Origin of the sequence: Chitinophaga lutea, assembly GCF_003813775.1 — a bacterium.
Classification (GTDB): Bacteria; Bacteroidota; Bacteroidia; order Chitinophagales; family Chitinophagaceae; genus Chitinophaga; species Chitinophaga lutea.
In genome coordinates this window covers 1,152,207-1,178,047 of the sequence record NZ_RPDH01000002.1, presented here as the reverse complement: position 1 = coordinate 1,178,047, position 25,841 = coordinate 1,152,207, and the positions used below count along the sequence as shown (strand labels likewise).

Sequence of the window (25,841 nt, the reverse complement as noted above, 5' to 3'; positions counted from 1 at the left end):
ACCCCTTCCCGTATTCCAACGAACCATGAAACCATCTGCTTCCCGTGTACAGCATGCCGCAACGGCGCCATCTGCCGCGCCCCCGGGCGTTGTAGTAGCGCACAGCCCCAAATCAGAGGGACTTTACATCGGCTCGCCGTCCGTGTGCATCCTGCCCAACGGGGATTACATCGCCTCGCACGACCTGTTCGGGCCGGCTTCCAGGGAACATCAGTCCGCCACCGCCCGCATTTACCGCTCCGCCTCCCGCGGCCTCCGCTGGGAACTGGTTGCGGAACTGGAGGGGCAATTCTGGTCGGGGCTTTTCGTACACGGGGGAGCGTTATACCTCATGGGAACGGACAAACACTACGGCAACCTGGTGATCCGCCGCTCGACCGATGGCGGCCGCACCTGGGAAAAAGGCATCGTGCGCGAAGGGCGGTACCACACCGGCCCCGTGCCCGTACTGCACTACAACGGCCGCATCTGGCGCGCCGTGGAAAAAGCGGAAGGGGATCCGGAACTGTGGAGCAGGATGATGAGCGCACAGCTGCTCCACGCCCCCGAAGACGCAGACCTGCTCCAATCCGCCAGCTGGCAGGAAAACGAAGCGCTGCCGTACGACGCCTCACTGCTCCGCGGGCAGTTCCAGGGATGGCTCGAAGGCAACGCCGTGCCCGCCCCGGACGGCGATGTATGGAACCTGCTCCGGGTGCACCATCCGCAGGATACCGGCAAAGAACTGGCCGCCATCGTTCAGCCCGGCGGGAACATCGTTTTCACCGATTTTCCCGGCGGCGGTAAAAAGTTCAGCGTGCGGTACGATGCGGCATCGGCCCGGTACTGGACCATCGCCAACTACGTACCGGAAACCTACCGCCACAGTACCCCGCTCGATAAAGTGAGGAATACGCAGGCGCTCTGCTCGTCGGCGGACCTCCTGCACTGGGAGCTGCACAGCATCGTGCTGCATCACCCGGACCCGCTGCATCACGGGTTCAATTATGCCGACTGGCAGGTAGACGGCGACGACCTCATCTTCGTATGCCGCACGGCCTACGATGATGAAACCGGCGGAGCGGAGAGTTTCCACAACGCCAATTACCTCACCTTCCACCGCATCCCGCAATTCAGGAATATACAAGCACTAAATACCGGTTCATGAAAAAACTATTTGTATTACTGCTGGTGGCCAATATGGCCCAGGCACAGACCTGGCAGGCAGTTCCCGGGAGAATCAAAACGCCCTGGAGCGAGAAAGTAACGCCCGGCCAGGTGTTGCCGGAATACCCCCGTCCACAACTCGTACGGGGCAACTGGAAAAACCTCAACGGTTTGTGGAACTATGCCGTTACCCCCCGTAGCGCCGGTAACCCCGCCGCCTATACGGGGAAAATACTCGTGCCCTTCGCTATCGAGTCGGCTTTGTCCGGTGTGGGCAGAACGGTGGGGAAAGACAGCCTGCTCTGGTACCAGACCACCTTCACCCGGCCCGCCGGCGGCAAAAAGATATTGCTGCATTTCGGTGCGGTAGACTGGGAAACAGAAGTATATGTGAACGGCATGCTGGCAGGCAGCCACAAGGGCGGCTTCGACCCGTTTTCGTTCGACATCACCCCGCACCTGAAAAAGAAAGGCGAACAAACGCTGGTGGTGAAAGTATGGGACCCTACCGACCAGGGCCCGCAGCCGCGCGGCAAACAGGTGCGCAAGCCGGAGGGCATCTGGTACACCCCTGTAACCGGCATCTGGCAAACGGTATGGCTCGAAGCCCTGCCGGAAACCTACCTCGCCACCGTCAAACAAACGCCGGACATCGACCAGGAAACCCTCACGGTGAACACCACCGTGGTAAATCCCGTTCCGGGCGACCAGGTGCTGGTGAGCGCCTGGGACAACGGCAGCAAAGTGGCCGAAACCACCATCGAGCCCGGCGGCTCCGCCGTGCTGAAAATTCCGTCGCCCAAATTGTGGTCGCCTTCCAGCCCCTTCCTGTACGACCTGAAGCTGGAGATCACCCGCAAAGGCAAGGCGGTGGATACGGTGAAAAGTTATTTCGCGATGCGCAAATCGTCGATGGCCAAAGATGAGAAAGGCGTGTACCGCATGCTGCTCAACAATAAATTCCTCTTCCAGTACGGCCCGCTCGACCAGGGCTGGTGGCCAGACGGGTTGTACACCGCGCCCACCGACGAAGCGCTGCTCTTCGATGTGGAGCAGACCAAAGCCATGGGCTTTAACATGATCCGCAAACACATCAAGGTGGAACCCGCGCGCTGGTACTATCATTGCGACCGGCTGGGCATGCTCGTTTGGCAGGACATGCCGAGCGGCGACCTCGGCAACCGCTGGGAACCCCGCCCCGGCATCGTTGGCCGCGGCACCGATCAGCAACGCAGCGAGGCCTCCGAAAATGCTTACCGGCAGGAGTGGAGCGCCATCATGGACGCCCTGCACAACAGCCCCTCCATCGTGGTATGGGTGCCCTTTAACGAAGCATGGGGACAGTTCAAAACCAGAGAGATCACCGAATGGACGATGCAGAAAGACCCTTCAAGGCTGGTCAACAGCGCCAGCGGCGGCAACTTTTATCCCACCGGCCATATCATCGACCTGCATAATTATCCCGACCCCGCCATGCCCGACGCAGACATCTACGGCGGCAAGCAGGCCATCGTGCTGGGCGAGTTCGGCGGGCTGGGCCTCCCGGTAGACGGGCATGTGTGGCAGCAGAAGGATAACTGGGGCTACCAGACCTTCAAAACGGCCGGAGAGCTGTTCAGACGGTACCAGGAATACATGAAGAAACTGAAAGAATTAATCCCGCTGGGCCTTTCCGCCGCCGTGTACACTCAAACCACGGACGTGGAGGTGGAAACCAACGGGCTGATGACGTACGACCGCAGGGTGTTCAAAAACCCGGTAAAATCGTTCTGGGAAGTGCATCAGCAGCTGTATGACAATAAATGACAGGCGCCCTGTTTTCCCGGATAAACGGCCGGGCCCATTCGCAGGGTTTATAGTATATTTATGCCCGCCCCCGTCATGGGGGCGTTGGCATACTTGTTTGCCGCAATAAAATCTATAAACCAACACCGCTTTATGAAACGACGTTTTCTACTGCTGACGCTTGCCGCAACGAGCGTTTTCCAGGTAACATCCATCCAGGCCCAGGCGCAGCCGAAACCCAAACAGGCCGCCGTCAAAGCCGCCACGGATAAAATACCGGCCGACCCCGATGTCAAGATCGGCAAACTCTCCAACGGCCTTACGTATTACATCCGTAAAAACAGCGAGCCTAAAAACCGGGCCGTGCTGTATATGGCCCTCAAAGCCGGCTCGCTCATGGAAACAGACGCGCAGCAGGGGCTGGCCCACTTCACCGAGCACATGGCCTTTAACGGCACGAAGGATTTCCCCAAAAACGAACTGATCAACTACCTGCAGAAAGCAGGCGTGAAGTTCGGGGCCGATCTGAATGCCTATACCTCGTTCGACCAGACCGTGTACCAGCTGCCGATACCCACAGACAGTGCGGCGCTGTTCAAAAACGGTTTCAAGATCCTCGCCAACTGGGCCGGCCACATCCGCATGGAAGATGCCGACATCGATGAAGAAAGAGGCGTGATCGTGGAAGAAGACCGCCAACGCGGCAAGAACGCACAGTCGCGCATGCAGAAAGAACTGCTGCCGGTGCTGCTGGGCAATTCCCGCTACGCGGCGCGTATCCCCATCGGCAAGCTGGACATCATCCAGAATTTCAAGCACAACGAAATCAAACAGTTTTATAAAGACTGGTACCGTCCTAACCTGCAGGCGGTGATTGCCGTGGGCGATTTCGACGTGGCGCAGGTGGAAGCGCTGATCAAAGAGAACTTTGGTCCGCTCACCAACCCCGCCAAACCCCGCCCGCATGAAAAATACGATCTCCCCGACAATAAGGAGCCCATCGTGAAGCTCGTTACGGACAAGGAGTTCCCTTATAACGTGGTACTCACGTTCATCCGCCACCGCGCTAAAGTCACCAACGGCATTCCCGACATCAGGAAAGGGATCATCACCAGCATGATCAATTCCATGATGAGCAGCCGTTTACTGGAACTGAAGCAGAAAGGCACTGCGCCGTTCGTGGAAGGGCAGTTCAGCTACGGCGCCTACCAGGGCGGCCTGGTACCCGGCATCGACGCCGCTACCATCGTGGCGGTGACCAAAGACCCCGGCGAACTGGCCAAGGGCCTGAGCGGTGTGATGACCGAAGTGGAAAGGATGGCGCAGTTCGGCTTTATCGCCTCCGAGCTCGACGTGGTGAAAAAGAACATGGAAGCCGGCAATGAGAAGAACTACCGCGAAATGGACAAGATCCCGTCCAACTCCTTCGTGCAGGCTTACCTGAAAAACTTCATGTACAACGCCCCCATCGTGAGCCCGGAATTCCGTTATACACTTACCAAACAGCTGCTGGCCGATATCACGCTGGCGGAAGTGAACGAGTTCGCCAAAAAGATGGCGGCACCCGAAAACATCACCATCATTGCCCAGGCGCCGGATAAAGACAAAGCCAAACTGCCCACCGAGGCACAGCTGCTCGATGCGCTGCGCAATTCCGGCAAAGGCGTTACGGCGTATGTAGACAATGCCGTGAACAAACCGCTGCTCGAGAAAAAACCGGTGCCCGGCAAAATAACGGCGGAAGAAAAAATACAGGGTATCGATGTTACGAAACTCACCCTGTCGAACGGTGTGAAGGTATACCTGAAACCCACCACCTTCAAGAACGACCAGATCATCTTCTCTTCCTTTGCCGAAGGTGGCACCTCCCTCGCGGAAGATAAAGATTACATGGCCACCAACTACGCCGGCAACATCGGCGGCGACGGTATCGGCGAGTTCGAGAACACCCAGCTGCGCAAAATGCTGGCCGGCAGCACCGCCGGCGGTTCGGTGTATATCAGCAGCCTGCACCAGGGCTACAGCGGTAGTGCGTCGCCCAAAGACCTTGAAACAGCCCTGCAGCTGATCTACGCCCACGGCACCAATCCGCGGAAAGACCCCATCCTGTTCAAAAAGAACATGGACGAGTTCAAAGTGTATCTCCAGAATGCGGACGACAGTCCGGAAAATGTGTACGGCGATACGATCACTTCCGTAATGTCCGGCAACAACCTGCGGGAACGGAAACCCACGCTGGCGGAACTGGATCAGATCAGCCTCGACCGTTCCTTCGAGTTTTTCAAAGAACGTTTTGCCGATGCAAGCGGGCAGACTTTTGTGTTCGTTGGTAACTTCGACGTGGAAAAGATCAAACCCCTGCTCGAAACATACCTGGGCGGCCTGCCCGCCACCGGCCGTAAAGAAACGTTCGTGGACCGTGGCGGCAAACCGCTCACCGGCAACGTGACGCGCATCGTGAAAAAAGGCATTGAAGACAAGGCTCAGGTACGCCTGTTCTTCCATGGCGACTACCAGTACTCCGTGGAGAACAACCTCCAGCTGAGCGCGCTGAGCGACGTGCTGGAATTCAAGGTGCTGGAGCGCCTGCGTGAAAAAGAAAGCGGTGTGTACAGCCCCAATGTGGGCGTGAGCTACGAAAAACTGCCGCACCCGTATTACACCCTCACCATTTCCTTCAGCTGCGCTTCCGCGAATGTAGACAAGCTGGTAGCCGCCGCGCTCGACGAGATCGAGAAGATCAAGAAGGAAGGCGCTACCGCCGTGGACATCGAAAAATTCCGCGCGGAAAGCACCCGGGCCATGGAAGTAAGCCTGCGCGAAAACAACTTCTGGTTGTCGTACCTCTCTTCCAAATTCAAAAACAACGAAGACCCGACCACGGTGCTGCGCCAGGCCGAGCGCCTGAAACAGGTGACCGAGGCCAGCGTAAAAGCCGCTGCGGTGAAATACCTGGGCAACGCCAACTATTTCAAGGCCATCCTCGTGCCTGAGAAATAGGGAAGTGGATTAAATAACCGGAAAGGCTGTTGCTGAAAAGCAGCAGCCTTTTTTTGTGTAATTTCGCGGCCATGTTGCTGGAACTGTTGCTGCTTTGCCTGGCGGCCTTTTGCGCAGGTTTTATCGATGCGATCGTAGGTGGGGGAGGGCTGCTGCAAACGCCGGCCATCCTGGTAATCCTGCCGCAATATCCCGTGGCGACGCTGCTCGGCACGACCAAAATCCCTTCCATTTCCGGCACCGCTTTCGCGGCCTGGCGGTATTCCCGCCATGTGGCGATCGACTGGCGGCTGATGGCGTATGTGGCCGCCCTGGCTTTCGGCGGCGCCGTGCTGGGCGCCTATTGCGTTACCCTGATCGATAATGCCGTCATCAAGCCGGTCATTCTTTTTGTACTGATAGGCGTGGCCGCTTACAGTTATTTTAATAAAAGCTTCGGGCAGCCCGTGGCCGTAGAGCACAGCCGGTTGCAACAAATGGTGGTGGGCATGCTGGCCGGGCTCATCATCGGGTTTTACGACGGGCTGATCGGCCCGGGCACCGGCACTTTTTTCATACTCGTGTTCATTGCCTTGCTGGGGTATGATTTCCTGCACGCCAGCGCGAGCGCCAAACTGATCAACATGGCCACCAACCTCGCCGCCATCTGCTACTTCGCCGGCACCGGCCATATCCTGTACGAATTCGCCATACCGATGGCCGTTTGCAACATGGGCGGCGCCTACTTCGGCACCCGCCTCGCTTTACTGAAAGGCAACAAATTCATCCGGGTCTTTTTCCTGGTGGTCGTATTCGGAACCATTTTGCGGCTGGCCTGGGATGTTTTCGGGTGATGGGGAGGGCTATACGGCGCATGCGGCACTCACAGCACCACCTTCACCCGCAGCGCCTTCAATCCGCTGAGCCCCTGCAAATCTTCCAGCAGCAGGTCTTCCAGTTCGTTCTGCAATACGTTCTTTTCCTGTAAGTATTGGATGAAGGGGATGTAATCTTCTATTTCTTTCCGGTTGAAATAAATGAGCGCGATAGTGCCCGGCTGGGTGAGCCGTTCTTCCGTACCGCGGATGTGTACCTTGTCGATCCGTTTCTTGATCATCTGGTAACGGATGTTGTAGGCGCCTTCCACGTCGAACTTCCTTTCGTCGGGGCGGAAACTGATATCGATGGTCTGGTTGTGCACGAAGATCAGCTGCGTGGTATGCAGCGCCTTGGGCATCTGCGGCAGCAGGCTGTTGGTGAGCCGGGCAATTTCGGCCATGGACGACAGCTGCCACAACCGTACGTTTTTCAGGTGGAAGGGGGAGAATGGCTGATCGGGAACGATGGATTGCCCGATATAAATATCATATTCAATCCCGTCTGTCCGGAATTTTTCAAAATAGCAGGGGTAGGACAGCTGCAGCTGTTCTTTTTCCTTTTCGAGATAACTGTTGATGCGGTTGTTCAGCATCTGCATGCTCAGTTCCAGTGCGCTTTTATGGGTGTCGACCGCCGTGTCGCCGGCGAGGTACGCATCGAAATGGGGCTGCACGTCGGGGTGCTGGGTGACCATGTGTTGCAGGAAAGGCAGGGCTTCCTGTTGCAGGAAATGGTTGATGTTGCTTTCATCCATCGTGCCGAGCGCCTCCTGTTGCAGGCTCTGCTGCCAGTTGCGGCAGGCGAACTGCATGCCGTCGAGCAAGGAGGAATGGTGCTGCAGGCCGATGGCGGCCAGGGTATTGGACAACAGCTGCAACTGCTGCTCCATGTCGGCTTTGATGGCCAGGTTCCGTTCGGTGGTGGAATTCCGGATGTCGACCGCGCCGTATAGCGGGTACACGGCGTTGAAGATGATCGGGTCGGCTTCCGGCATCGGTTCGTTTTTCTTCCGCCGCAGCAGGTACTGCCAGGCGGCCTCGTTGAATTTCCATTGCACGGCGGGCTGTATGGAGGTGAACTTTTCCTTGATGATGGTGTCGATCTCCATGTTGAACTCGTCCACATAAATCTGCAGCAGCTGCGCAATGGCGCCGATGGCGGGTTCTATCAGGGCCAGCAGCCGTTCGTCGAACCGCTCCTTTCCCCAGGTATGCATACAAAGCACGCCCACCAGGGTATGGTCGTAAAAAACGGGACTGAGTGAGAGCGAGCCCACGCCGTGGTCGATGAATTTTTTTAACCAGGCATTCTGCACCAGGTCTTCCTTCGCCAGGTTGCGGGAGAAGAATGAATTCGGGCGCCGGGCATAACCTTCGGCCTGCGCCTGGAACTGTTCGGGGGTGAGGGCCTCTTCGCCCCATACTTTATAGAGGATGCCCGTGCCGCCTTTTTCATAGCCGTATACCAGCTTGCCGTTGACCCGCACGAACGTGAACAGGTCGAATTCCACGTTGGGATTGCCTACCAGCGTTTTCAGCGACTGGATGACATGGCGGTAGGTGGCCGTATTGTCGCCCGGCGTGCGGCTCAGGCGTATTTTCCGGATGTTCTCCACCGCCTGCAGCGCCGTAACATCCGTAACGGTCAGGATCGAAATGCCTTTAAACCGGAACATCCGGAGCGGGATCACGTTTTCGAGGATCTCATATCCCTCGCCGTTGTTCAGCCGGGAATGCAGGCTGGAAAAGTCCACGGCCGGCAGTTCGCCGATGGGCTCCACATCGATGAAATCCGGGTTGACGTTCACCGTGTAGTATTGCATCAGCCCCGTTTCGGGGTTGGAATAAGCGTGGTATTTGACCGACCGTACCGGCGGCTGGAAATTGTACAGCCGCCGCAGGATGAAGGCATAGATCTGTTGTAACCTTTCTTTCCGGAAATCTTCGGGCCGGCGCGAAAACAGTTCGTCTTTCCAGTTTTTGACCAGGAGCAGCAGGCCGTCTGTAGCAAACGTGATCACGGGCCGCAGCGGCGGGCAGATGCCCCAGATGCTTTCGTTCTTCGCCAGCAGCGAAGGGGAGAGGCAGGTATGCACCATCCGGGCCATCTCTTCCTCGGGCGGCTGCGCCTCGAAACGTTCGAGCACCTGCTGGTACAAGGTCTGTTTGATCGCATCTTTTTCTTCCGCAACACGTGCTTTCAGATACGTTACAAAAGGTGCGAATGACAAAGTGGAGTCTATCGGAAAAGTATCAGGCATGCCTTCAGTGACATCGAGCTGCAGTTTTTTCATGGGAAGATTCTTACCCCGAAGATACTCCGCTTTGTACATTTTTCAAGGCGCTCACTGCTGTGGCGGCAAACTGTTCACCCAGGCGGTGATGAGGGCCAGCCCTTCTTTATGCACCAGCGTGCGGGCCAGTTCAGGCATGGCCGTGCCGGGCTCGGTGCTGTTCATCCGGTGTATGAGGATGGACTTCGCCGCGCTGCCGGGCACAATATCGAAATCGAGCCCGCCCGCACCGTTGCCGGCAGATACGGGCTGCTTCAGCATGCCGAGATGGTTGGGCTGCTGCTGTTCATACTCCAGGAACAAACCGGTATTGTCGGCATCGCCGCCTTTGGTGTGGCAATGGGCGCAGTTCACATCAAGATAAGCGCGGGCGCGCTGGTCAAGGGTATAATGCCGGCTGTCGTTCCACACGGGCATGGCGGCCACCTGCGCAGGCTTGCCCTGCAATGCGCCACCGGCGGCCCACTTTTCGAGCTGGCCGTTGTAATGCACGTTGCGGGCCTTGGGGCCGATGGGTTGCAGCGAGCCGTTACTGGAATGGCAGCGCTTGCAGTCGTTCGTATTGGGCATCTGGTACACGGTAGACACAGCCCTGCGCTCGTCGTTCAGCAGGGTGATGGGAATGCGTTTGCCGGTGATCCATCTGCCGGCTTCGGTCTGTTCCGCATTCCAGAGATAGTTCATCACCTTCCACCCGTGATCGGCCGGGTCGCGGAACAGCAGCCGCGTTTCGATCATCACTTTCCGCCCTGCCGTGTCGGTGTAGGCGAAGTTTTTAATGATGAACGTGGAGTCGGGAAAATCCAGTACGCCGGAATCCCGGTATTGGATGGCCTTTCCTTTCGGCAATACGATGAACCGGTCTTTGAGCGCATAGTCGGTAAAGAGGGGCGTAGCCAGCTCGTACGGTAAAATGCCGGCCACGGGGCGCAGGTCTTTCAGCGCCCCGGTGAAAAAGCCGTAGTCGGATAATTTTTCCTTGAAACTGAATGCAACGGGCTGCTGCGGCTGGTTACAGGCGATGCAGAGCCCCATCACTGTTATGACGATCCATCTCATTGTTACTGGCAGTTAAAAGCGGTCATGTCTGTGGAAGGGCGCCAGTCTTTCGATTCCATCTGCAGCGCGTTCACATTGACGAATAGGTTCTGCCCGGCCTGGCGGATGCAGATGGAGTCCGGGTTCTGCAATTGCTGGTTGGTGAGCACGTTGGTGCTGATACCGTCGTACACGATCATGGGAATGCGCGCGCCGAGTTTCTGTTCGATGGCCACGAGGATTTTACCGGTATGGTGGGCATACACGGGCTCGGGGAATGCAGGCCCCATCTCCAGGGTATTGTCGTGTATCATGATGTTTTTGGACACCGGGAAATAATTGGCGTTGATCTTTTCACCGGCCTTGCCGTCCACAAAAAATCCCGACACCAGGATGATGGCGCTGGAATTATTGTTCAGGATCCTGTTGTTGTACAGCTCCACGTCGGAAGTGGCCTGGATGATCACGCCGCTGCCCGGCGCCGCGTTGCCTACGCCCCAGCTGGTGCCGAAGCTGCCGGCCTTGGCGAAGTTGCGCTCGTTATTGTCGTGGATGTGATTGTTGTACGCTTTCACATGGCCGCCGCGCTGCGACAGGTCAGGCAGATCGAACACGAGGAAACCGGCGGTATTGCCGTAAAACTCGTTGTCGTACACCTCGGCGTTCGTGGTGTTCTCGATCTCGCAGCCGGCCACGTTTTTATACGCCTTGCATTTGCGCACCACGGCCTTGTTGCTCTGGCCCACGTAAATACCCGCATCGGAAGCGCCCTGGGCGTAGCAGTTTTCCACCAGCACATTGCTGCACAGCACGGGGTATATGCCGTATCCGCCGCTGGTGGAATCGGATTTGGACCAGATGGTGTGCACGTCGGTAATGGTGACGTTCTCGCTTTTATTGATCTTCAGCAGATCGCCTTTGGAATCGCGGAGCGCCAGGCCGCTGATCACGAACCCTTTTACCTCGGCCACCCGGATGCCTTCACCGCCCTGGCTCTGGGCGCTGAAATCGAGGATGGTCTTCTCCGGCCCCGCGCCTTTGATGCGGATGTGTTTGAGCTGCACCAGGCTGAGGTTATCAAACCGGTACCGGCCTTCCTTCAGCTCGATGCTGCTGCTGTCTTTCAGCGACAGAAAAGCCTCGGTGATCTTTGTTTCTTCACCGGGCCCGAACGTGAGCACGGTTTTGTAATCTCCCTGGGTGGCGGGAGCGGTGTTGCAGGCTGCTATTGCCAACAGGGCCAGTGCGGCCACATAAGTTTTCATATTGCGGGTTTTTATTTTAGAATACGTTATACGCCAGCGTCACATAATACACCGCGCCGATGGCCGGGCTCCCGAAGCCGGTGTAATAATACCGGTTGGTGAGGTTGGTGGCCCCCAGCTTGATACGGGAATGGGCTTTCAGCAGTTTGTAGCTCACCTGCGCGTCGATCACGACGTTGGCGGGAATGGTGCCGCTGGCCAAACCGATGGCGTAAAAATAAGCGGGCTTGTAGCGCAGGCTGGTGTTGAACGACAGCTGCTGCTTTTTACCCAGGCCGTTGTTGCCGAACTCCACGTTGAATTTCCAGTTGGGCGTGTTGAAGTTGTTGATCTGGCTGTTGTTCCTGTTTTGGAGGAAGTCGGACGAAAAGTTGGCCTTGGCCATGAAGTTGTGCGACATGTCCACGCTCACACTCGCCGCATACCCGTAAGTATTCACGGTTTCGGCGCCGTTGTAGGCGATGTTGTACGCGATGTATTTGCTGCGTTCCTTGAACGCCGTCACGTCGGTAGTGCCGGGCGTATTGGCCACGTTCACATACCCGATGAAGTTTTTCCAGGTGGAATAATAACCCAGTACGTCTACCAGCACACAGTTGCCGAACAACGCGGAATAACCGAGCTCGAACGCGTCGACCGACTGCGGTTTGATGTCGCTCGGCGTGAACCGTTTGAGTTTGGAAGGGTCGTTGGTCTGCTGGTATTCCAGCACGCTGTTGAGCAGGTAGGGCGGGTATTGGTCGAATCCGTATTCGCCGTACAGCAGGCGCGCCGAACCGCCGGAGGCGTAGGTGTTGTAATCCATCAGGGTGCTTTGCAGCGACTGGATGTTCGACGGGAAACTATAGGCGTTCTGGTAAGAGAACCGGAGATAGTTTTCTTTCGCCACTTCCAAAACGGTCGACAGCCGGGAGGTGATGCGCGGTTTTTCGAAGAGGGTGTTTTTGTCGTACCGGAACGCCGCCCCCAACCGCAGTTTATTGTCGATCAGCTTTTTCGCCAGGTGGGCATAAGCGCTGTATTCCGCTACATGGATGGGCCCGTCGGTATCCGGGAACAGCGTGCCTTTCGAATCGAGTTTATACAACCGGTAGTTGAGCCCGGCGATGATTTCCGCGAAAGGAATGAGGCGGCTGAAATTATACTGGAATTCCGCGTTGTAGAGTTTGCTCCGGTCGAGGAACAGCGTGCCGCCCTGTGAGGTGGGCAGCCCCGAAATACTGTCTTTCAGCCGGTTGAACATTGCGCTGCCCGCTTCGGGGCGGCCCTGGTCGGCAAAGCTCCGGGCGGCGAGGTGGGCGTCCTGCAGGCTGCTGCCCGTGGCCAGCGCCTGAATCAATGCGCCGGTGTATTGCGGGTACCAGCCGTCCATCGTATTCGGGTTGAAGCTCGGTTTCCAGGCTTCGTTGAGCAGTTGTGCGGTAGGACTGGCGATGATGGTGTTGCCGGAGTTTTCGCTGGAGGTATACGCGCGGAAAAACCATTGTTCTCCCCGCAGCTCGGCGCGGTACAGGCCCAGTTTATAACCCGTCAGCGCATAACGGGTATCGTTGCTGTATACCGCATTGCCTTCGCCGTAGGTGCCGGAAACGATCGCTTCCAGTTTGGGTTTGATCTTATAGCGGACCTCTGCATTCAATTTGAGCAGTTTGGCTTCATTGCTAAGATAACCATATTCCGGGTAACCGGTGCGGGCCACATAGTTGGAAGGTTTGGCCAACAGGGGATCCACGATCGGCGCCAGCGAAGGGTCCATGGCTTTGGCGGCTTCGAGGAAGGGATTGATGTCGACCGACGTTTTGCTCCCGTACCCGTTCACCGCGTTGTAATTAGGGTCCGTAAAGCGGGTGCCGGAGCTGTTGGTGTTGCTCGTGTCGGTAGCCATCCAGTCTTTGGCGAGCGTATACTGTGCGTTGATCTTGAAAGCGAGGCGGTCGTTCACCTTTTTGCCCCAGCGCACCACCCAGTCGTAATAAGGCGACGGCCCCATCGGGTCGTTGCCATTTCCTTTTTTGAGGTGGTTGATGCCCTGGGTCACCTGGATGCTCAGGCCCTGGTATTTGAACGGGTCTTTCCCCGTCATCACCAGCGTGCCGTTGAGGCCGCGGGAGCCGTAGAGCGCCGAGGAGGCGCCGGAGAGCACTTCGAGGTTGTCCACATCCAGCTCCGTGAGGCCGATGGCCGCACCCAACGGAAAGTTAAGCCCGGGCGCCTGGTTGTCCATCCCGTCCACCACCTGCGTGAAATTGGTGTTGCCGCTGGTATTGAACCCGCGGGTGGTCACCGTGGTGAAGGTGAGGCTGGAAGTGGTGATATCGACCCCTTTGAGGCCCTGGAGCATGTTGTAATAACTGGTTTGGGGGGAGTTGATCACATCCTTGTTATCGATGCGCTCGATGGTCACCGGCGATTCGATTTTCCGCTGCACGTGACGGCTGGCGGACACCACCACTTCCGTGCCGAGCACCGTGGCCGGCTGCAGGCGTACCTGTACCGGGGCGTTGGTGGTGACGGTCACTTCCTGCGTGGCGAACCCCAGGGAAGAAAAGACCAGCGTAAGGGGCAGGGGCGCGCGGGTGTGGAACCGGAAGTTCCCCTGGTTGTTGGTGTAATCCCCGTTGGGGGTGTTCCGTGCTTTGACGGACACGGCGGGCACGGCTTCTCCTGTTTCACTGTTCCGGACGTTCCCCGAGATCACCTGTTGAGCCTCCAGCGCAGCGGGCCGGGCCAACAGGGAAAAGGCGAGCAGTAGCATCAGTTTGTACATGGGCGGGCATTGGTTGATGCAGCGATATTAAAAAAATACCGTCAGCCAACTGCCGCCTGCGGCTGCTTTGGGGTGAACGGGCGGGCCTGCGGGGTGAAAATTACACCGCCGGGGTGAACCGTTGCTGGAAGTCGGGAAGGTAAGAGCCGGATACCGGGATGGTCACATCCTCCATACCGTCGATCTGGATATAATGGCCGCGGCTGTTTTTCCGGAAAAGGATCACTCTCGACAGGTTGACCATGTACGACCGGTGCGCCCGCACAAAACCATGACCGGCCAGCTGGCCTTCCAGCTTTTTGAGGGAGTTGCGGATGAGCTCCTTGCGGATGGTCTGGCCATGCTGGTAAAATACCTGCACATAATTATCTTCCGCCTTCATCATGAGCAACTGACCGGGCTGGAGGCTGAGGGCCAGTTTGCCGTATTCGTCGCTGATATGCAGGCAGGTATCCGTTTCCGGCGCCGCGGTTTTGGTTTCGCCGCGGTAGCGGAGCTCCGCCACTTTTTCGCGGTTATAGAACCAGAGCAGGGCGATGGAATAGGGCAGCGCCATCACCCCGAAAGAAAACTTGAGGGTATCCGAATACTCCAGCCAGGAATATTGCAGGTAATCGTGCATGGAAACGTTCACGATGTTTACGATCAGCGCCACCAGCATCACCTCGCCCGCGAACCAGCCCATGAACTGCAGGCAGCTGAGCGGTTTGGGGCCTTTGAGCCGCATCAGCCCGAACTGGGAGATGCTTAACCCGGCCATCCCGCAGAGCGAAAAGATCCCGAACACGCCCGTAACCGATTGCGGGCCGCCCTGGTACCACTGGTTCATATTGAAGGGTGAAAAAATGTACATGAACAAAAAGCTGAACACGCCGCAGAACACGATCAGCAGGGCCCGGTTCTTTACCGGCTCCAGCAGCGCGAACGGGGCATGGAAGCCGGTGAGTTGCGGCAGCGGCGATGTTGGCAGGGTAAGGGTGTTTTTCATATCATATTCATTTTATGATAATGCCGTGGATGATGCAGTCAAGTTATTATAATTTTCCCGGACGGAAAAAGAATGCTTGTGGAAAATACGGCCCGCTGCATCTACACAGCATGCGTTGTTTCCTTCCATGGCTCACCCTCGTATTTACCGCGCTGCAAATGCAGGCGCAAACCGTGGCGGACGTTCCCGTACCCGCGGGTTTCACCCGGATGGCCCAGCCCCCTGAAAGTTTCGGGGCCTGGCTGCGAAAGGTGCCCCTGAAAAAAGACCGTACCGTATACCTGTTCAACGGGCAAAAGAAATATAACCAGCAGGCCCAGTTCGCCGTATTGGACATCTCCGTAGGGAGCAAAGACCTGCAGCAGTGCGCCGACGCCGTGATGCGGCTCTACGCGGAATACCGCTACGCGCACCGCCAGTTCGGCCGCATCGCCTTCCGCGCCACCGACGGCACCCTGATGGATTACGACAGCTGGCGCAACGGCACGCGCTATGTGCTGCAAAAGGGCAAACTGGTCAAACGCCGCAGCGCCGCCCCGGCTGAAAACCGGGAAAGTTTCCGGCAATTCCTCGAAACGGTGTTCTCCTACGCCGGCACCCTCTCGCTGAGCCGCGAGCTTCGCGCCGCGGCCGACATCCTCCCAGGTGATGTATTCATTCAGGGCGGTTCGCCCGGCCATGCCGTGATCGTGATGGACGTGGCCGTGAACAAAGCCGGCGAACGGCGCTTCCTCCTGGCGCAAAGTTATATGCCGGCCCAGAGCATCCACCTGCTCCGCAACCCGGCCGATGCCCGCAGCCCGTGGTACGGTACGCGGGTGGGTGAGGCGCTCATCACCCCGGAATGGGACTTCAAACCGGGCAGCCTGAAACGGTTCTGATTGGTTAAAACTGCACTTTTCCGGGCGAGATCCGTCATTGCTTGTAACACAACGTCCCCCTTAAACGGCTCTGATCAGGTTAAAACTGCACTTTGCCGGGTGAGATCCGTCATTGCTTGTAACACAACGTCCCCCTTAAACGGCTCTGATCAGGTTAAAACAGCACTTTGCCGGGTGAGATCCGTCATTGCTTGTAACACAACGTCCCCCTTAAACGGCTCTGATCAGGTTACAACTTCACTTTCCCGGGCGAGATCCGTCATTGCCGGTACCGTAATGTCCCCCTTAAACGGCTCTGATTAGATTAACACTGCAGTTTCCCGGGCGAAATCCGTCATAGCCGGTGCCTTAACGGCCTTCCTGAAATGATTCTGATTAGGCTAAAACGGTACTTTCCCTGGAGAAAACCGTCCCTATACCTGCTAAAACACTGGTTAATCCTTAATCCTCCGACACTATTCCGTCACGACTTCAACACAATTGTCCCACAGATGTCCCACATCTTATAAGATGTGGAACATCTGTGGCTCATTAGTGGGACATCAGTGGGATATCTGTGGGACATCCTAAGGAAATACAATGGTAGCAACAGTTTCAGGCTATTGAGGTACCGACCTGGAGGATAGTTACAGACCAGTTGCGAACATTATTCTTACGAACCGGGGCATACAATTGAGAGAGAAGCGGGCGCGAGGGGGTGAACCGGAACCATCAACGCGATTGTTCAAACGAGTTTGCATCACAAAAAAAAAGCCCGCCAGGCGGGCAAAAAAAAGGCCGGTCATAACGACCGGCCGGTAAAACATATTTTAAGCAAGCTTAATCAATACGTCTAACGTTTACAGCATTCATGCCTTTTCTTCCTTCCTGCAGTTCAAACTCTACGCGGTCATCCTGCTGGATCTCGTGAATGAGGCCATTTGCGTGTACAAAAGTTTCTTTAGCTGATTCATCATGTTTGATGAAGCCGAAACCTTTGGTTTCATTAAAGAACTTTACAGTTCCAGTGAATTTTTGTTCCATTGTGTAAAAAATTATAAAAAATATAAGGGCCCGAAGGTAGTGTTTATAATTGGTTACGCCTAATAATGTGTGTATCAACTATTCTGAACATATCCCTGAGCGGTTTATGAATACTTTATTTGTAGCATATGTACAATTCCGTACCGTTTTGCCAGAATTATTTTATTGTACCTTTGCGCTTCATACAGGAAAAATTATGATCAATATCGGCGCATACAATACGTTGAAAGTGAAAAAAGAAGCGGATTTCGGGGTGTACCTCGACGGAGGGGACCAGGAAATACTGCTGCCTAAAAGATATGTGCCGAAAGGGACCAAACCCGGCGACGAACTGGAAGTGTTCCTCTACCACGATTCCGAAAACCGCCTGATCGCCACGACGGACAAACCCTTCGGCGTGGTGGGCGACATCGTGAGCCTCAAAGCCGTTGACGCTACGGAACAGGGCGCTTTCCTCGACTGGGGGCTGATGAAAGACCTCTTCGTCCCCAAGTCGCAGCAACTCCTGAAAATGCGCAAGGGACAGGAGTACCTCGTGAAAATCTATATCGACAAACTCACCGGCCGCATCGCCGCCACCGAAAAAATCGACCAGTACCTGAGCAACGAAGAGCTGACGGTCCAGGAAAAAGATGTGGTGGACCTGGTGGTGTACCGCCGCACCGATATCGGCTTCGTCACCATCATCAATAACCGCCATACCGGCGTGCTCCATTTTGCGGACCAGTTCCGGCCCATGGACATCGGCGACCGCTTCCAGGGTTTTATCAAAGCCATCAAGGACGACAATAAAATAGACGTGGTGCCCGGCCGCTCCGGTTACAGCAAGGTGGAAGACGAAAGCGAAAAAGTGCTGCGCCTGCTCCGCGAAAACGACGGGTACCTGCCGTACCACGACAAATCCGATCCCGAAGAGATTTACGCCTTTTTCGGCATGAGCAAAAAGACGTTCAAAATGACCACGGGCGCTTTGTACAAACAACAGAAAATCACTTTTACCCAAACCGGCATCCAGTTACTGGAACAATAAAGCATGAAAGACTACAAAAAACATTTCGAGATACCCGCGCTGCCGGAAGACGTGTACCGCGCGCTCACCAACCCGGCCACCATCCAGTTATGGACGGGCGAAAAAGCGGAGATGAGTACCGAGCCCGGTTCCGAATTTTCACTCTGGGACGGCAGCATCGCCGGCCTGAACCTGGAGTTCACGGAAGATAAAAAGATCGTGCAGGAATGGTATTTCGGTGAACAGGAAGCGCCTTCCATCGTCACCATCATTTTGCATCCCCACAAAAAAGACACCTCGGCCGAACTGAAACATACCAACATCCCCGACGAAGCGTACCACGACATCGTGGAAGGCTGGAACGAAGCCTACTTCGGCGCGCTGATCGATTTTTACCAGGAATAACAGATGAAAGTAGCGTCCATCCACGAAATAAAACAGGAACTGAGCACCCTGCCGCCGGGCGAACTGGTGGAACTGTGCCTGCGCCTCGCCAAATTCAAAAAAGAAAGCAAGGAACTGCTGACCTACCTGCTGTTCGAAAGCCACAGCCTCGACGGGTATATGGCCTCGGTAAAGGAATTCATCGCCCTGGAGTTCGACGGCCTGGGCACCGGCAACCTCTACTTCGCCAAAAAAACGCTGCGTAAAATCCTGCGCATCACCAATAAACATATCCGCTTTACGGGCTCCAAACAGGCCGAGGTGGAACTGCTGCTGTTCTTCTGCGGGAAAATGAGGCGGTCGGGCATCAAAATGGAAAAAAGCGTGCAGCTCGTCAACCTGTATACCCAGCAGCTCCGTAAAATCGAGAAAGCGCTCGAAACGCTGCATGAAGACCTCCAGTACGATTACCGCCGGCAGCTGGATAACCTGACTTTCGTGTAAACGCAGGATTAAATCATACCGGCCGCTTTTGGCGATGCGGGAAATTATTTATCTTCATCCCATGCTCACACGCCGTAAATTCCTCGTCAATACCCTCAAAGGCATCGTACTCATCGGCGCCGGTAATACTTTACAGTCTTTCGCCGCCCCCGGTTTCCGGCTGCCCGCAGCGGGCAAGGTGGTGCTGCGTTTCGCGCTTGCGTCAGACGGGCACTTCGGGCAAAAGGATACCACCTGGGCCGATAACCATCAGCGTATGACCGGCTTCCTCAATAAAGAGAAAGCGGGCAGGGGGCTTGATTATTCGTTCATCAACGGGGATATTATCCACGACAACCCGGCCTTCCTCCCGGAAGCCAAAACCACCTGGGACCGCCTGGAGATGCCGTATTTCGTGTCGCACGGCAACCACGACAAAATCAATGAAGACGGCTGGGAGAAGACCTGGGGCACCCGCTGGCACCATGCATTTACCAAAGGCGATGCAGCCTTTCTGATACTCAACACCGCGGACGAAACAGGGAAATACATCTGCCCCGATGTTGACTGGACCCGTAGCCAGCTCCATAAATACCGCAACAAAAAACACCTCTTCGTCATCATGCATATCACACCGGTAAAATGGACCGAGCACGGTATCGACTGTCCCGAGCTGGTGGAACTGTTTTCCGCGCAGAAGAACCTGCGGGCCGTGTTCCATGGCCACGACCATGCGGAAGACGGCATGAAGGAAAAGAACGGCAAACATTATTTCTTCGACGGCCACCTGGGCGGCAGCTGGGGCACGCCTTATTTCGGCTACCGCATCGTGGAAGTGCTCAACAACGGCGAGGTGCTTTGTTACCAGGTGAACCCGGCGGTAACGGAGCCGGTGAACCGCAACGTGATTGTATAGCCGTAATCCCCACTATTTTACCGTTTCCTGCCAGTATATTGATCAAAAGGAGAATTCGTGGAATTTCTTGCTAACTTGATTGCAGAAGTTCCATCGAATTATGAAAACAATCCGTATTACATGCCTTTGCCTGCTCATGACCGCAGCCGCCATGGCACAACAAGTTCCTTTACAGTGGCAGGAAGTACAACCCGGCATATGGAAGGCCTCGGCCGGCACGCCTGAGAAAATCAGCCTGCTCAAAGCCGCCGGCGCTACGCCCGACAAAGCTTCCCTGCAAAAACTACCCGCCGCCAGATTTCCCTTGCCGCAGGCCGACATCACCATGCGCATCGCGGACGGCAAGGTGTACCTCAAGTTTCCCTTGGAAAAAGAAGAGCAGCTTTTCGGCCTCGGCCTCAATTTTAAGACTGTGAACCAGCGCGGCCGCGTAAGCCAGCTGCATATGGACCACTACGGCAGTGCCGACAACGGCCGCACGCATGCGCCAGTGCCTTTTTATGTGTCGTCGCGCGGCTACGGGGTACTGATCGACGCCGCCCGTTACATTACGGTATATGCCGGCACAGCGGTGCGCGTGGATACCAAAAATCCGCCTGAGCTGATCGACCGCAACGATAAAAATAAAAACTGGCAGAGCATGCCGTATTCCGACGGCGTGGAAGTCCTCGTGCCTGCCGGTGGTGTGGAGGTGTACGTGTTCGGCGGCCCCACGGCCATGAACGCCGTGCAACGTTATAACCTTTTCAGCGGCGGCGGTTACCTGCCGCCCAAGTGGGGCCTCGGTTTTACCCAGCGCGTGCCCACGTTGTACTCCCAGTCGGACATCCTGCGCGAAGCCACCGAGTTTGAAACGCATAACTTCCCCCTCGACTTCATCGGCGTGGAGCCAGGCTGGCATTCGATGAGTTATCCCTGCACGTTTGAGTGGGATACACAACGTTTTCCCAACCCGAAAGGTTTCATCGACGACCTGGCTAAAAAAGGCGTGCGGGCCAACCTGTGGATCAACCCCTATGTGTCGCCCAAAAGCAGCCTGTATGCCAAAGTGAAACCCTTTGCCGGCACGCATACCGTGTGGAACGGGCTGGTGACCGATTTCACCTTCCCCGAAGCGCGGCAGATCTGGAAGGAGCATTTTATCAAAAATCATATATCCCTCGGCGTGAGTGGTTATAAAATGGACGAGAACGACGGCTACGACAAATGGCTCTGGCCCGATGTGGCTACTTTCCCTTCCGGCACGGCCGCCGAACAGTTGCGGCAGGTGTACGGGGTGATGATGCAGAAGATGACCGACGAATGGTACCGTGAACAGAACCAGCGTACCTACGGACTGGTGCGTGCGTCCAACGCCGGCGCCAGCAATTTCCCGTACGTGATTTACAACGATTATTATTCCCACCAGGACTTCATCACCGCCCTCGTGAACAGCAGCTTCATCGGCGTGCTGTGGACGCCGGAAGTGCGCGCCTCCAAAACCGCGGAAGAGTGGGTGAGAAGGATGCAGAGCGTCTGTTTTTCGCCGATGGCCATGCTCAACGCCTGGGCCGACGGCACCAAACCCTGGTCGTTCCCCGAAGTGGAAAAAGCCGTGCAGGACGTAGCCATGCTGCGCATGCGCCTGCTGCCTTACATTTATTCCACCTTCGCCCAGTACCGTTTCGAAGGCAAGCCGCCTTTCCGTTCCATGAACCTCATCGACGGATTCGCTTATGCCGCGCAGGAAAGCGGTGGGAAGCTGGATGCCACGCATAACCCTTACGAAGCCAAAACACGCTCCGAAGTAAAAGACCAGTATATGATGGGCGACAACATCCTCGTAGCCCCCGTGTTCACCGGTGAAAAGAGCCGCAAGGTGTACCTGCCCGCCGGTAAATGGTACGATTTCTATACCGGCGCGCTGGCCGGTGAAAACCAGGCAATCACCGTCAAAGCCGAGCTCGAAAAAATCCCGCTGTTCGTTAAAGACGGCGCGATCATCCCCATGATACCCGCCCGCAGGCAGGCGCCGAAAGCAGGCGAGGTGCTGCCGCTGGAAGTAAGGCACTACGGCGCCGCACCCGGCAGCTTCACCCTGTACGACGACGACGGCACGACTTTCAATTACGAAAAAGGCGCCTATTCGCAGGTGACGCTGAAAGTGTCGAAAGACAAAAACGGCCGGCTGGCAGGAGAGATGAGCGCACCCGCGACGGGGAAGCCGTTTGGGTATGAACGAAAGGTGAACTGGGTGTTTATGACGAAATAAGATTATTTTAGGGAGATGAAAATGTCCCTGACCTTTGTAATGGTCCTTCTGGTATGCAACTGTTCGCAGCCGCAGCAGAAGGACCTTGGTTTTGAAAGAAAGATCATTTTTTTTTGCGCGTGATATTTATTTTTTTATTACCTTTGTAACGGAGGCTTTGCTGGGAAACTGGCATTGCCTTTTTTCTTTTATACGGGTGTCACGCTCCATATGATGTGGTTGTTGTTTTCTCCTATAACTCTGGTGGTTTTATATCGCATCGGCTTTAACATTTCAATATAGCTGTTCAGTTCCGTTCTACCTGGTTTCGTCAATTTAGGAACCCTGAAATTCCATGAAAACAGGTACGCAATAAAATCAACGATTTGTATACTGGTAGTCAGGTCGCTGTGAACAAAAAACGGTTCCGGGATAATCAGATTGCTTCTGGCTCTTCCCTTCATCGTGTTTTTGAAGTATTTTTCCATTTGATTCAATAAAATATGACTGCTGGACTTATCCAGTTCATCAAATACCACTATACCCTGTGAGGCTCCGGGAGCGTCTTCCAGGAAATAATAAAACCGCTCAAATAGATAAACGTAATCTTTCCTTAGCATGGAAGCATCTGCAAGCACTTTGTCAGGATTGGCAATGATGGCTGCAAAAATTCTGCATCGATATCCATAGCAAAGGCGGAATATCTGTTTGACGTATGACAGCTTGGCCTGTGCAAGGGCGGTTAATTGCTTTTTGTTGGTGCTTTCGCCGTTATCCAAAGCCAGCTTTGCCAGTGCTGTCCGTTCGGGCATGTTAATCGGGGCCATTTGGCCCGCCAACCGAAAAGTTTTTGTATTCAGGAATTTGGTGGCTTTGATTTCTCTTCCATCATGCCGGTATCTTCTGCCGAAACAATTTAGTTCGATGTCATGAACATCTTTTATCAACTGCCAGAGCAATGTATCCTGAATAGCAATGCCGGCCAGCACTTCGTATGGAGAATTTTTGTGATCCTGTCCGCTCTCATCGATAAAAAGAAAGTACGCCATGCAGTCGTTTGGGTTAACCGAAATCTTCAATCTACTACAATTGCGGTTTTCAAAAAAGAAATGCAAATCCGATTTCTTAACCTTTGCAGCTAGAGAACGGTTAATGGGGCAATCAACGACCTTTTAGCTTGGTTTGAGCCGGCGATAATCTATGGCCCAGGCATTAGCTCTCCAGGTTGAAAAGATTAAATTTCGCTCTGATGATGCTGTTTTCGTGGGGCGTTAAGTTGCGAAGGACAATAAAGTCACGCGATTCCTTCGTAATTGTAATCAATGCAATCCTTCCGCAGGGATATTCCAGATACGCCTCATTCGTTGGGAGGTCTTTGGAATTGATCATAAACGGTAGTCCATTCTTCAATTTATCCGCTCGAAGTTTCCGTATGGCAAAATTTCCGCTGTTTTCAATTTGAGTAACATCCATTTGTTGAAAATCGGTTAGAGATTCCAGTATTCAATAAATTTACGAAAATCGCGAATCCCTTATCTTTATCTACATGATCAAACCCTTACCCGCCGATAAACCCCTCATCATTTCCATGCTCACCCGTTCCTTCGACGGCAATGGCAGCGTTAATTACATCGTGCGCCAGGACGATAAAAGGGAGCAGCGTATCCGCGCCCTGATGGAATATTCCGTGGCCATGTGCGAGATATTCGGTGAAGTGTGGCTCTCCGACGACCGTAAAGCCTGTGCGCTGGTGCTGTACCCGGACCGGCAACGTGCTTCCTTCAGAACATTCCTGCTCGATCTCCGGCTGATGTTCCGGGCCATTGGTGTGGGTGGCGTAAAGAAGGTGAAGGCAAGGAAAGCCAAAGTGGCCGCCATCCGGCCGAAGGAAAAAATGGCTTACCTCTGGTTCATCGGCGTGGATCCGCAGCACCAGCACGCGGGGCATGGAAGCCGCATGCTGCAGGAGGTGCTGCGGCACAGTGCGGATTTACCGGTATATCTCGAAACCTCCATGCCGAAGAATCTTCCCTGGTACCAGCGGTTCGGGTTCGAGATCTATGACGAGCTTGATCTGGGGTATACGCTGTATTTCCTGCGGCGTCAATAACGGTCGTGTAGATTTTGCTCCTGCCATCACAAATTTTCCCGTATATTCAGATTATACGTTATGTTTATTTTATGAAACACATTCTTACAGCGGCCCTCCTGCTGGGCTGCAGCCAACTATTCGCACAGAAAGGCCCTGTTAAAGATTCCGCAGACGGTAAATTCTATAACGCCGCAAGCGCGGGCCGCACCCTCAAAATCGACGCCAGTGTGGTGACCAGCCATGAAGTGACCATCAAAGGGCAGCGTGTTCCCTACAAGGTAACGGCGGGCTCGCTGCCGGTATGGGACGAAGAAGGCAAGGCAATTGCCGGCGTGTTTTATACCTATTTCGAAAGAACCGGCGTTAGCAACCAGGGCGCACGGCCGCTGGTGTTTTCGTTCAACGGCGGGCCCGGAACGGCTTCCGTGTGGATGCAGATAGGATACACCGGGCCGCGTGTGCTGAAGATCGACGATGAAGGTTACCCGGTACAGCCTTATGGCCTGAAAGACAACCCGCATTCCGTCCTCGACGTGGCGGACATCGTGTATGTAGACCCGGTGAATACCGGCTTCTCCCGCACGGCGAACAAAGACGTGCCGGGCAGCAAATTCTTCGGCGTGAACCAGGATGTGAAATACCTCGCCGAATGGATCAATACCTTCATTACCCGCTATAACCGCTGGGCGTCGCCCAAATACCTCGTGGGCGAAAGCTATGGCACCACCCGCGTGTCCGGCCTGGCGCTGGAATTGCAAAACGCGCAATGGATTTATGTGAACGGCGTGGTGCTGGTGTCGCCGACGGAACTGGGCATCGAACGGTCCGGCCCTGCCGAGGCCGCGCTGCGCCTGCCGTATTACGCGGCCACCGCCTGGTACCACAAGGCGCTGGCGGCCGACCTGCAGCAGAAAGACCTGCCGCAGATGCTCCAGGAGGTAGAGACTTTCACCATCAGGGAATACATGCCGGCATTGGCGGAAGGCGGTTTTTTATCCGAGGCGCGTAAAAAGGAAATTGCCGCCAAAGTGGGCCGCTTCTCCGGGCTGTCTGAAAAAGCGGTATTGCAGAACAATCTCGACGTGCCGCTGAACTTTTTCTGGAAGGAACTGCTGCGTGAGCGCGGTTACACCGTGGGCCGCCTCGATTCCCGCTATCTCGGCCTCGACCGCCGCGATGCGGGCGACCGGGTGGATTTCAACGCGGAACTGACTTCCTGGCTGCACTCTTTCACCCCGGCCATCAACATGTACCTGCGAGAAGAGCTGAAGTATAAAACCGACCTGAAATATTACATGTTCGGCCCTGTGTTCCCCTGGGACAACAACGGCAACCGCACCGGCGAGAATCTCCGCCAGGCCATGGCGCAGAACCCGTTCCTGCATGTGTTCATCCAGAGCGGGTACTACGACGGCGCCTGTGATTATTTCAACGCCAAATACAGCATGTGGCAGCTCGACCCGAGCGGGCGCATGAAAGACCGCCTCTCCTGGGAAGGATACCGCAGCGGGCACATGATGTACCTCCGCAAAGACGACCTGGCCACCAGCAACGAGCACCTGCGCCAGTTCATCCTGAAAGCCATCCCGAAAAACGGGCAGGCCGCCAAATACTGAAAAAATGCAAGCTGATATAGCCGGTCCCGGTAGCCTCACGGTTACCGGGATTTTTTTCGGAACTTAG

The 25,841-nt window shown here is 55.4% G+C and carries 19 protein-coding genes; 12 read left to right on the top strand and 7 right to left on the bottom strand.

Annotated features, from left to right (window positions below; genetic code table 11):
• The first annotated feature begins 25 nt into the window (after nt 1-25).
• The 4 genes from EGT74_RS16990 (at nt 26) to EGT74_RS16975 (ending at nt 6,764) form a co-directional block, all read left to right on the top strand.
• The gene (locus EGT74_RS16990) at nt 26-1,147 is read left to right on the top strand and encodes an exo-alpha-sialidase (RefSeq protein WP_123847770.1); all 1,122 of its coding nucleotides are present in this window, start codon (nt 26-28) and stop codon (nt 1,145-1,147) included.
• Nucleotides 1,144-2,952: a glycoside hydrolase family 2 protein gene (locus EGT74_RS16985; protein WP_123847769.1), complete on the top strand. Its 1,809-nt coding sequence runs from the start codon at nt 1,144-1,146 to the stop codon at nt 2,950-2,952. Before EGT74_RS16990 ends, EGT74_RS16985 begins: the two co-directional genes overlap by 4 nt.
• Nucleotides 2,953-3,084: 132 nt before the next feature.
• A complete protein-coding gene (locus tag EGT74_RS16980) occupies nt 3,085-5,931 on the top strand; it encodes a M16 family metallopeptidase (RefSeq protein WP_123847768.1) in 2,847 nt (948 codons plus the stop codon).
• Nucleotides 5,932-6,002: 71 nt separating this feature from the next.
• Complete coding sequence (locus tag EGT74_RS16975; protein ID WP_123847767.1) at nt 6,003-6,764, top strand: sulfite exporter TauE/SafE family protein; 762 nt, start codon at nt 6,003-6,005, stop codon at nt 6,762-6,764.
• A gap of 29 nt (nt 6,765-6,793) precedes the next feature.
• On the opposite strand, the gene EGT74_RS16970 is transcribed toward EGT74_RS16975, so the two are convergent.
• The 5 genes from EGT74_RS16970 to EGT74_RS16950 all read right to left on the bottom strand — a co-directional run bounded on the left by EGT74_RS16970 (nt 6,794) and on the right by EGT74_RS16950 (nt 15,140).
• On the bottom strand, nt 6,794-9,082 hold the full coding sequence (locus tag EGT74_RS16970; protein WP_123847766.1) for a GAF domain-containing protein: 2,289 nt from the start codon (nt 9,080-9,082) through the stop codon (nt 6,794-6,796).
• Nucleotides 9,083-9,133: 51 nt separating this feature from the next.
• On the bottom strand, nt 9,134-10,141 hold the full coding sequence (locus tag EGT74_RS16965) for an SO2930 family diheme c-type cytochrome (RefSeq protein WP_123847765.1): 1,008 nt from the start codon (nt 10,139-10,141) through the stop codon (nt 9,134-9,136).
• Nucleotides 10,142-10,143: 2 nt separating this feature from the next.
• Complete coding sequence (locus tag EGT74_RS16960; protein WP_123847764.1) at nt 10,144-11,385, bottom strand: parallel beta-helix domain-containing protein; 1,242 nt, start codon at nt 11,383-11,385, stop codon at nt 10,144-10,146.
• Nucleotides 11,386-11,401: 16 nt separating this feature from the next.
• Complete coding sequence (locus EGT74_RS16955; protein WP_123847763.1) at nt 11,402-14,152, bottom strand: TonB-dependent receptor; 2,751 nt, start codon at nt 14,150-14,152, stop codon at nt 11,402-11,404.
• A 100-nt stretch (nt 14,153-14,252) separates the two neighbouring features.
• Nucleotides 14,253-15,140 (bottom strand): LytR/AlgR family response regulator transcription factor, encoded by an 888-nt coding sequence (locus EGT74_RS16950; RefSeq protein WP_123847762.1) that lies wholly within the window; start codon nt 15,138-15,140, stop codon nt 14,253-14,255.
• A gap of 110 nt (nt 15,141-15,250) precedes the next feature.
• Between EGT74_RS16950 and EGT74_RS16945 the strand changes: the two genes are divergently transcribed.
• Entirely contained in the window at nt 15,251-16,021 is a 771-nt protein-coding gene (locus tag EGT74_RS16945; RefSeq protein ID WP_158618191.1) for a DUF4846 domain-containing protein, read from the top strand.
• 819 nt (nt 16,022-16,840) lie between these two features.
• Here the strand turns inward: EGT74_RS16945 and EGT74_RS16940 are convergent.
• On the bottom strand, nt 16,841-17,044 hold the full coding sequence (locus EGT74_RS16940) for a cold-shock protein (protein WP_119080576.1): 204 nt from the start codon (nt 17,042-17,044) through the stop codon (nt 16,841-16,843).
• 196 nt (nt 17,045-17,240) lie between these two features.
• Here EGT74_RS16940 and EGT74_RS16935 point away from each other — a divergent pair, with 196 nt between their 5' ends.
• From EGT74_RS16935 to EGT74_RS16915, 5 genes are all read left to right on the top strand, one after another.
• On the top strand, nt 17,241-18,074 hold the full coding sequence (locus EGT74_RS16935) for a CvfB family protein (protein WP_123847760.1): 834 nt from the start codon (nt 17,241-17,243) through the stop codon (nt 18,072-18,074).
• Nucleotides 18,075-18,077: 3 nt separating this feature from the next.
• A complete protein-coding gene (locus tag EGT74_RS16930) occupies nt 18,078-18,458 on the top strand; it encodes an SRPBCC domain-containing protein (protein WP_123847759.1) in 381 nt (126 codons plus the stop codon).
• A gap of 3 nt (nt 18,459-18,461) precedes the next feature.
• A complete protein-coding gene (locus EGT74_RS16925; RefSeq protein ID WP_123847758.1) occupies nt 18,462-18,941 on the top strand; it encodes a hypothetical protein in 480 nt (159 codons plus the stop codon).
• Nucleotides 18,942-19,002: 61 nt separating this feature from the next.
• Nucleotides 19,003-19,836 (top strand): metallophosphoesterase family protein, encoded by an 834-nt coding sequence (locus tag EGT74_RS16920; RefSeq protein WP_158618190.1) that lies wholly within the window; start codon nt 19,003-19,005, stop codon nt 19,834-19,836.
• Nucleotides 19,837-19,987: 151 nt separating this feature from the next.
• Nucleotides 19,988-22,087: a TIM-barrel domain-containing protein gene (locus tag EGT74_RS16915; protein ID WP_246008235.1), complete on the top strand. Its 2,100-nt coding sequence runs from the start codon at nt 19,988-19,990 to the stop codon at nt 22,085-22,087.
• Between the two features lie 188 nt (nt 22,088-22,275).
• On the opposite strand, the gene EGT74_RS16910 is transcribed toward EGT74_RS16915, so the two are convergent.
• Nucleotides 22,276-23,115 carry a DUF3800 domain-containing protein gene (locus tag EGT74_RS16910; RefSeq protein ID WP_123847755.1) on the bottom strand — a complete coding sequence of 280 codons (840 nt, stop codon included), beginning with the start codon at nt 23,113-23,115 and terminating at the stop codon, nt 22,276-22,278.
• 497 nt (nt 23,116-23,612) lie between these two features.
• Between EGT74_RS16910 and EGT74_RS16905 the strand changes: the two genes are divergently transcribed.
• Nucleotides 23,613-24,176, top strand: a complete 564-nt coding sequence (locus EGT74_RS16905) for a GNAT family N-acetyltransferase (protein WP_123847754.1) — start codon at nt 23,613-23,615, stop codon at nt 24,174-24,176.
• Nucleotides 24,177-24,247: 71 nt separating this feature from the next.
• On the top strand, nt 24,248-25,774 hold the full coding sequence (locus tag EGT74_RS16900; protein ID WP_123847753.1) for a S10 family peptidase: 1,527 nt from the start codon (nt 24,248-24,250) through the stop codon (nt 25,772-25,774).
• Nucleotides 25,775-25,841: the final 67 nt, after the last annotated feature.

Excerpts from the sequence above, each read along its gene's own strand:
- EGT74_RS16955 (WP_123847763.1), bottom strand. The coding sequence starts at position 14,152 with ATGTACAAACTGATGCTACTGCTCGCCTTTTCCCTGTTGGCCCGGCCC.
- EGT74_RS16930 (WP_123847759.1), top strand. The coding sequence starts at position 18,078 with ATGAAAGACTACAAAAAACATTTCGAGATACCCGCGCTGCCGGAAGAC.
- EGT74_RS16940 (WP_119080576.1), bottom strand. The coding sequence starts at position 17,044 with ATGGAACAAAAATTCACTGGAACTGTAAAGTTCTTTAATGAAACCAAA.
- EGT74_RS16960 (WP_123847764.1), bottom strand. The coding sequence starts at position 11,385 with ATGAAAACTTATGTGGCCGCACTGGCCCTGTTGGCAATAGCAGCCTGC.
- EGT74_RS16990 (WP_123847770.1), top strand. The coding sequence starts at position 26 with ATGAAACCATCTGCTTCCCGTGTACAGCATGCCGCAACGGCGCCATCT.
- EGT74_RS16905 (WP_123847754.1), top strand. The coding sequence starts at position 23,613 with ATGATCAAACCCTTACCCGCCGATAAACCCCTCATCATTTCCATGCTC.
- EGT74_RS16985 (WP_123847769.1), top strand. The coding sequence starts at position 1,144 with ATGAAAAAACTATTTGTATTACTGCTGGTGGCCAATATGGCCCAGGCA.
- EGT74_RS16900 (WP_123847753.1), top strand. The coding sequence starts at position 24,248 with ATGAAACACATTCTTACAGCGGCCCTCCTGCTGGGCTGCAGCCAACTA.
- EGT74_RS16910 (WP_123847755.1), bottom strand. The coding sequence starts at position 23,115 with ATGGCGTACTTTCTTTTTATCGATGAGAGCGGACAGGATCACAAAAAT.
- EGT74_RS16925 (WP_123847758.1), top strand. The coding sequence starts at position 18,462 with ATGAAAGTAGCGTCCATCCACGAAATAAAACAGGAACTGAGCACCCTG.
- EGT74_RS16920 (WP_158618190.1), top strand. The coding sequence starts at position 19,003 with ATGCTCACACGCCGTAAATTCCTCGTCAATACCCTCAAAGGCATCGTA.
- EGT74_RS16970 (WP_123847766.1), bottom strand. The coding sequence starts at position 9,082 with ATGAAAAAACTGCAGCTCGATGTCACTGAAGGCATGCCTGATACTTTT.
- EGT74_RS16980 (WP_123847768.1), top strand. The coding sequence starts at position 3,085 with ATGAAACGACGTTTTCTACTGCTGACGCTTGCCGCAACGAGCGTTTTC.
- EGT74_RS16965 (WP_123847765.1), bottom strand. The coding sequence starts at position 10,141 with ATGAGATGGATCGTCATAACAGTGATGGGGCTCTGCATCGCCTGTAAC.
- EGT74_RS16935 (WP_123847760.1), top strand. The coding sequence starts at position 17,241 with ATGATCAATATCGGCGCATACAATACGTTGAAAGTGAAAAAAGAAGCG.
- EGT74_RS16945 (WP_158618191.1), top strand. The coding sequence starts at position 15,251 with ATGCGTTGTTTCCTTCCATGGCTCACCCTCGTATTTACCGCGCTGCAA.
- EGT74_RS16915 (WP_246008235.1), top strand. The coding sequence starts at position 19,988 with ATGGCACAACAAGTTCCTTTACAGTGGCAGGAAGTACAACCCGGCATA.
- EGT74_RS16950 (WP_123847762.1), bottom strand. The coding sequence starts at position 15,140 with ATGAAAAACACCCTTACCCTGCCAACATCGCCGCTGCCGCAACTCACC.
- EGT74_RS16975 (WP_123847767.1), top strand. The coding sequence starts at position 6,003 with ATGTTGCTGGAACTGTTGCTGCTTTGCCTGGCGGCCTTTTGCGCAGGT.